Origin of the sequence: Streptomyces sp. 8L (genome assembly GCF_020176795.1) — a bacterium.
Classification (GTDB): domain Bacteria; phylum Actinomycetota; class Actinomycetes; order Streptomycetales; family Streptomycetaceae; genus Streptomyces.
Window position 1 is genome coordinate 1 of the sequence record NZ_JAIUKE010000707.1, and the last position, 4139, is coordinate 4139.

5 protein-coding genes are annotated in these 4139 nt (G+C 74.5%); 4 read left to right on the plus strand and 1 reads right to left on the minus strand.

What is annotated here, in order from left to right; translation table 11 throughout:
• Positions 1-47: 47 nt before the first annotated feature.
• From LCE31_RS37500 to LCE31_RS37510, 3 genes are all read left to right on the plus strand, one after another.
• Entirely contained in the window at positions 48-716 is a 669-nt protein-coding gene (locus tag LCE31_RS37500; RefSeq protein ID WP_225022569.1) for a bifunctional 4-hydroxy-2-oxoglutarate aldolase/2-dehydro-3-deoxy-phosphogluconate aldolase, read from the plus strand.
• Positions 713-1675 carry a sugar kinase gene (locus LCE31_RS37505; RefSeq protein WP_225022566.1) on the plus strand — a complete coding sequence of 321 codons (963 nt, stop codon included), beginning with the start codon at positions 713-715 and terminating at the stop codon, positions 1673-1675. Before LCE31_RS37500 ends, LCE31_RS37505 begins: the two co-directional genes overlap by 4 nt.
• A gap of 93 nt (positions 1676-1768) precedes the next feature.
• Positions 1769-2509, plus strand: a complete 741-nt coding sequence (locus LCE31_RS37510; protein ID WP_225022567.1) for a FadR/GntR family transcriptional regulator — start codon at positions 1769-1771, stop codon at positions 2507-2509.
• Between the two features lie 44 nt (positions 2510-2553).
• Here the strand turns inward: LCE31_RS37510 and LCE31_RS37515 are convergent, their stop codons facing one another.
• Positions 2554-3048: a YciI family protein gene (locus LCE31_RS37515; protein ID WP_225022570.1), complete on the minus strand. Its 495-nt coding sequence runs from the start codon at positions 3046-3048 to the stop codon at positions 2554-2556.
• A 399-nt stretch (positions 3049-3447) separates the two neighbouring features.
• Between LCE31_RS37515 and LCE31_RS37520 the strand changes: the two genes are divergently transcribed.
• On the plus strand, positions 3448-3876 hold the full coding sequence (locus LCE31_RS37520; protein WP_225022568.1) for a hypothetical protein: 429 nt from the start codon (positions 3448-3450) through the stop codon (positions 3874-3876).
• Positions 3877-4139: the final 263 nt, after the last annotated feature.

The window sequence follows — 4139 nt, forward strand, 5'->3', positions numbered from 1 at the left end:
CCCGTTCCCTTCCCGCCCTCTCCCCCGACCGTCTGGAGCACGCCCGTATGCCTCCGTCCGCGCCTTCACTCGTCTCCCGCCTGCGGCGGCAACGCCTGGTCGCCATCGTGCGCGGCACCGACCCCGAGGCGGCCCTGCGGACCGTCCTCGTCCTGGCCGAGGAGGGCGTGCACCTCATCGAAGTGTCGCTCACCACCGCGGACGCGTGTGACGTCATACGCCGCGCCTCGCGCGTGCTGGGTCCCGAGGTCCTGCTCGGCGCCGGCACCGTGCTGGACTCCGACGACGTCAGGGCCGCCGCCGACGCGGGCGCCGGCTGGATCGTCACGCCCGTGGTGTCCGAGGCCGTGGCCACCGCGGTCGCCGCCGGGCTGCCCGTACTGGCCGGGGCGCTCACCCCCACCGAGGTGCACACCGCCGTGTGCGCAGGCGCGGACGCCGTGAAGCTCTTCCCCGCCTCGGTCGGCGGTCCTGCTCTGCTGCGCGCGCTGCGCGACCCGCTGCCGCACGTCCCGTTCGTGCCCGTCGGCGGGGTCGACCAGGACGCCGCGCGGGCCTATCTGGCCGCGGGCGCCGTCGCCGTCGGTGTCGGATCGCCCCTGGTCGGCGACGCGGCCCGCGGCGGCGACAGCGACCAACTGCGGGCGCGGGCCCGCGCCTTCCTCGCCGTGTGCCGCGAGGCCGTGCCGGCCGGGGACGGGGGTGTCGGCGCGTGAGGGCCCAGGCCGCCGACGTTCTCACCTTCGGCGAGACCATGCTCGCGGTGCAGGTCTCCGGGCCGCTGACCGCGGGCGGGCAGGCGACCACGACCGTCGCCGGCGCCGAGTCGAACGTGGCCGTGGGCCTCGCCAGGCTGGGCCACCGGGCGGCCTGGGCCGGCCGCGTGGGCGCGGACGAACCCGGCAGGGCGGTCCTTCGCGCCCTGCGCGGCGAGGGCATCGACACCGGGCACGCCACCACCGACGACACGGCGCCGACCGGCGCCATGCTGCGTGAGCGCCGCGTCGCCGACCTGGCCCGGGTGCACTACTGGCGGACCGGATCGGCCGCCGCGCACCTGACGCCCGCGCACGTGGCCCCGGCCCTGTCGGCGGGCGCCGCCGTCCTGCATCTGACCGGCATCACCTGCGCGCTCGGCGACGGGCCGCTCGCGGCGGTGCGGTCCGCCGCCGAACACGCCCGCGCGCACGGCTGGACGGTGTGCCTCGACGTCAACCACCGGGCCCGGCTGTGGGACACGGCGGCGGCGGTGCGGGCGCTGCGGCCCCTGCTCCCGCTGGTGGACGTGCTGGTGGCCTCGGACGACGAGCTGGCCGTGGTGGCGGGCGGGGACGGCGACGGGGAGGAGTCTCGGGTGGCCGCGCTGCTGTCGGCGGGCGTGGCCGAGGTCGTGGTCAAACGCGGGGCGCTCGGCGCGGAGGTCAGCACCCGCTCCGGCGGCCACCACCGCGCCCCGGCCCGCGAGGTGCCGGTGCGGGACACCGTGGGGGCCGGGGACGCCTTCTGTGCCGGCTATCTGTCCGGTCTGCTGGACGGTCTCGACGCCGAGGGCCGCCTGCGCCGCGCGATCGACACCGGCGCGTTCGCCGTGGCCACGGCCGGCGACTGGGAGGGCCTGCCGCACCGTGACGAGCTGGCTCTGCTCGACGCCGCTCCCGGCAGCGCCGTCCGCTGAAGTCCGTCCAGCCGTACGTCCAACGGCCCACGGGCCCGCCAGCCCGCCGGTCCGGCCACTGGTCCGCCCGCCGACACGAAGAGAGGTGCACCGATGGTGTTTTACCGGGGGCGGGGTGTGCACGGCCGGATCGTCGAGACGCTCGGGCGCCTCGTGGTGTCGGGCGAGGCGGGCGAGGAGTCCACGCTCGATCCGCGGGCGCTGGCCGAGGAGTTCGGCGTCAGCCTCACGGTGATCCGGGAGTCCCTGAAGGTCCTGGCGGGCAAGGGGCTGGTCGCCGCCCGGCAGAAGCACGGGACCTTCGTGCGCCCCCGCTCCGAGTGGAACGTGCTCGACGCGGACGTCATCCGCTGGCGCATGGCGGGCGGTGAGGCCGACGAGCTCCTGCGCGACCTGGCCGAACTGCGCCTGATCGTGGAGCCTGCGACAGTACGGCGGGCCGCCGGGCGCCGCACCGACGCGGACCTGTCCGCACTCGACAGAGCCCTTGAGGACATGGGCGCCGCCGGGGAGGACCCCGTGGCCGCCGCGGCCGCGGACACGGCGTTCCACCGCGCGCTGCTCACGGCCTCGGGCAACGAGCTGCTCGCCCGCCTCCACGAGGTGATCGAGCCGGCCCTGCACGCGCGCGACAGCATCGTCCACGCCCGGCACCACACCGCCGGCGACCCGGTGCCGAGCCACCGCGCCGTGGTGGACGGCATCCGGGCCCGGGACCCGGACCGGGCCGCGGACGCCATGGCCGACCTGCTGGCGAAGGCCTCGGCAGACCACGACCTCGCGGTGCGCGGCAGCGGCGCCCTCGACGGCGCGCCCGGCGCGACGCCCACGTGAGCCGGCCTCGGGCGCCGCGTTCTCCGTGTTCTCCGTGTTCTCCGTCAGGAAGGTCGCCCGCCGAACTGCCAGTTGTGCACCTCGACGGCGGCGTACCGGTCCGGTGTCAGCACGGCACGCGCCGCGTCCGGGTCCGGAGCGCGGACCAGCGCCGCCGTGCCGAGCCAGACGGTACCGTCGTCGGACAGCAGGGGTCCGTAGGCGATCAACTCGTCCCCGCCGGGCGGCACCGCGAGGTCGGCGGCCCGGCCCGCACCGAGGCCGATCACCAGGAACCGGTTGCCGCCGGTCCGTCCGCCCGCGAAGTCCCACATGGTGCGCCCCAGTGTGTTGCGCCACCGTCGCAGCATCACGTCCCGGTAGGCGCCCGCCTGGTAGTTCGGCTCGTCGAAGGCGAACGCGCGGGCGGCGGCGGGGCCGGGCAGGTCGAGTAGGTGCACACTGCCGGTGAGGGTGTCACCGTCGTCGGCGAAGGTGGGGCCCCGGACGATCATCTCCTTCGCGTACTGGTCCATGTAGGCCCAATGCTCTGCCAGCAGCTCCTATCGCAGTGGCAGGGAGCCGGGGCGGTCGCGGTGGTAACAGAGGAACTCCATGCGCCCATGATCCCGTTGTGGGCGTGAGCCGGTCGAGCCGGTTTCGCCGCCCGCGCCTCGGCAGCCCGCTCAGCACCGCCGCGATCCGGACGGCCCCGCTCAGCGCGGACGGTGCCACTCCTGGCCGCGGCAGGACCCGGCCCGTCCTCAGGATGCATCAGGCCAGGGGGCGGGGCTTGGCCAGGCATTGAACATTCCGCGCCCCACGCGTGACCGAAGCCTGCTGGGATGACTCATAACTCCCCGTGATTCACGCGGAGTTGTCACACCGTTCGAGCCGGTCCCCGACTCGGACGCGCGCATCCCATCTGCACGACCTCACCTGAAGGACGGACCAGACCCATGCGCATCCCCAGAGCAATGGCCGTCGCGGTCGCGGCGGCCGGACTTGTCGGAACCGGACTGGCCACCGCGCCGGTCGCGTCGGCGGCACCCGCCGCACTGCCGCCCCACAGCGACTGCACCAGCGGTTTCGTGTGCCTCTACTACAACTCCTCGTCGAACGGCTACGGAGCGGTCTTCGCCACCGCCGCGAACCTTACGGACTACGGACCCTGGCAGTTCTACGCGGGCAACAACGGGAGCAACGGCGCAGGCGTCAGTGTGAAGAACAACGCGGCGTACGTGGACAGCTGGAGCAGCCAGACGTACCGCGTCTACTACAACAGCAAATACAACTGCTCCGTCGCATGCCAGGACATCCCCGCACAGGGCAACGCGGACCTGAACGCATCCCTCAAGAACAACAACGCCTCCGGCAAGTTCCTGTGATGCGCGGCCGGGGAAAGACACACTCTTTCCCCGGCCGCCCCCGGCCCCCCACACCCAACCAAAAACCACCCCCCCGCCGCCGGCGCTGCGCGGCGCGGGCGCGCTCGTCCAACCACCCTCTCCCCCCCCCCCCCGTCCCGGTCCATCCGGCCTGAGAAACAGGGACACATGACCCCACGTCGCCCGGCCTTGCCGCTCGCCCTCGCCTCCGCCGCCCTGCTGCTGTCGGCCTGCTCCTCACCCCGACCCACTCCCTCCTCGCC

Bases quoted from the DNA above. Each gene is read 5' to 3' on its own strand.
- LCE31_RS37500 (WP_225022569.1), top strand. From the start codon at position 48: ATGCCTCCGTCCGCGCCTTCACTCGTCTCCCGCCTGCGGCGGCAACGC.
- LCE31_RS37510 (WP_225022567.1), top strand. From the start codon at position 1,769: ATGGTGTTTTACCGGGGGCGGGGTGTGCACGGCCGGATCGTCGAGACG.
- LCE31_RS37520 (WP_225022568.1), top strand. From the start codon at position 3,448: ATGCGCATCCCCAGAGCAATGGCCGTCGCGGTCGCGGCGGCCGGACTT.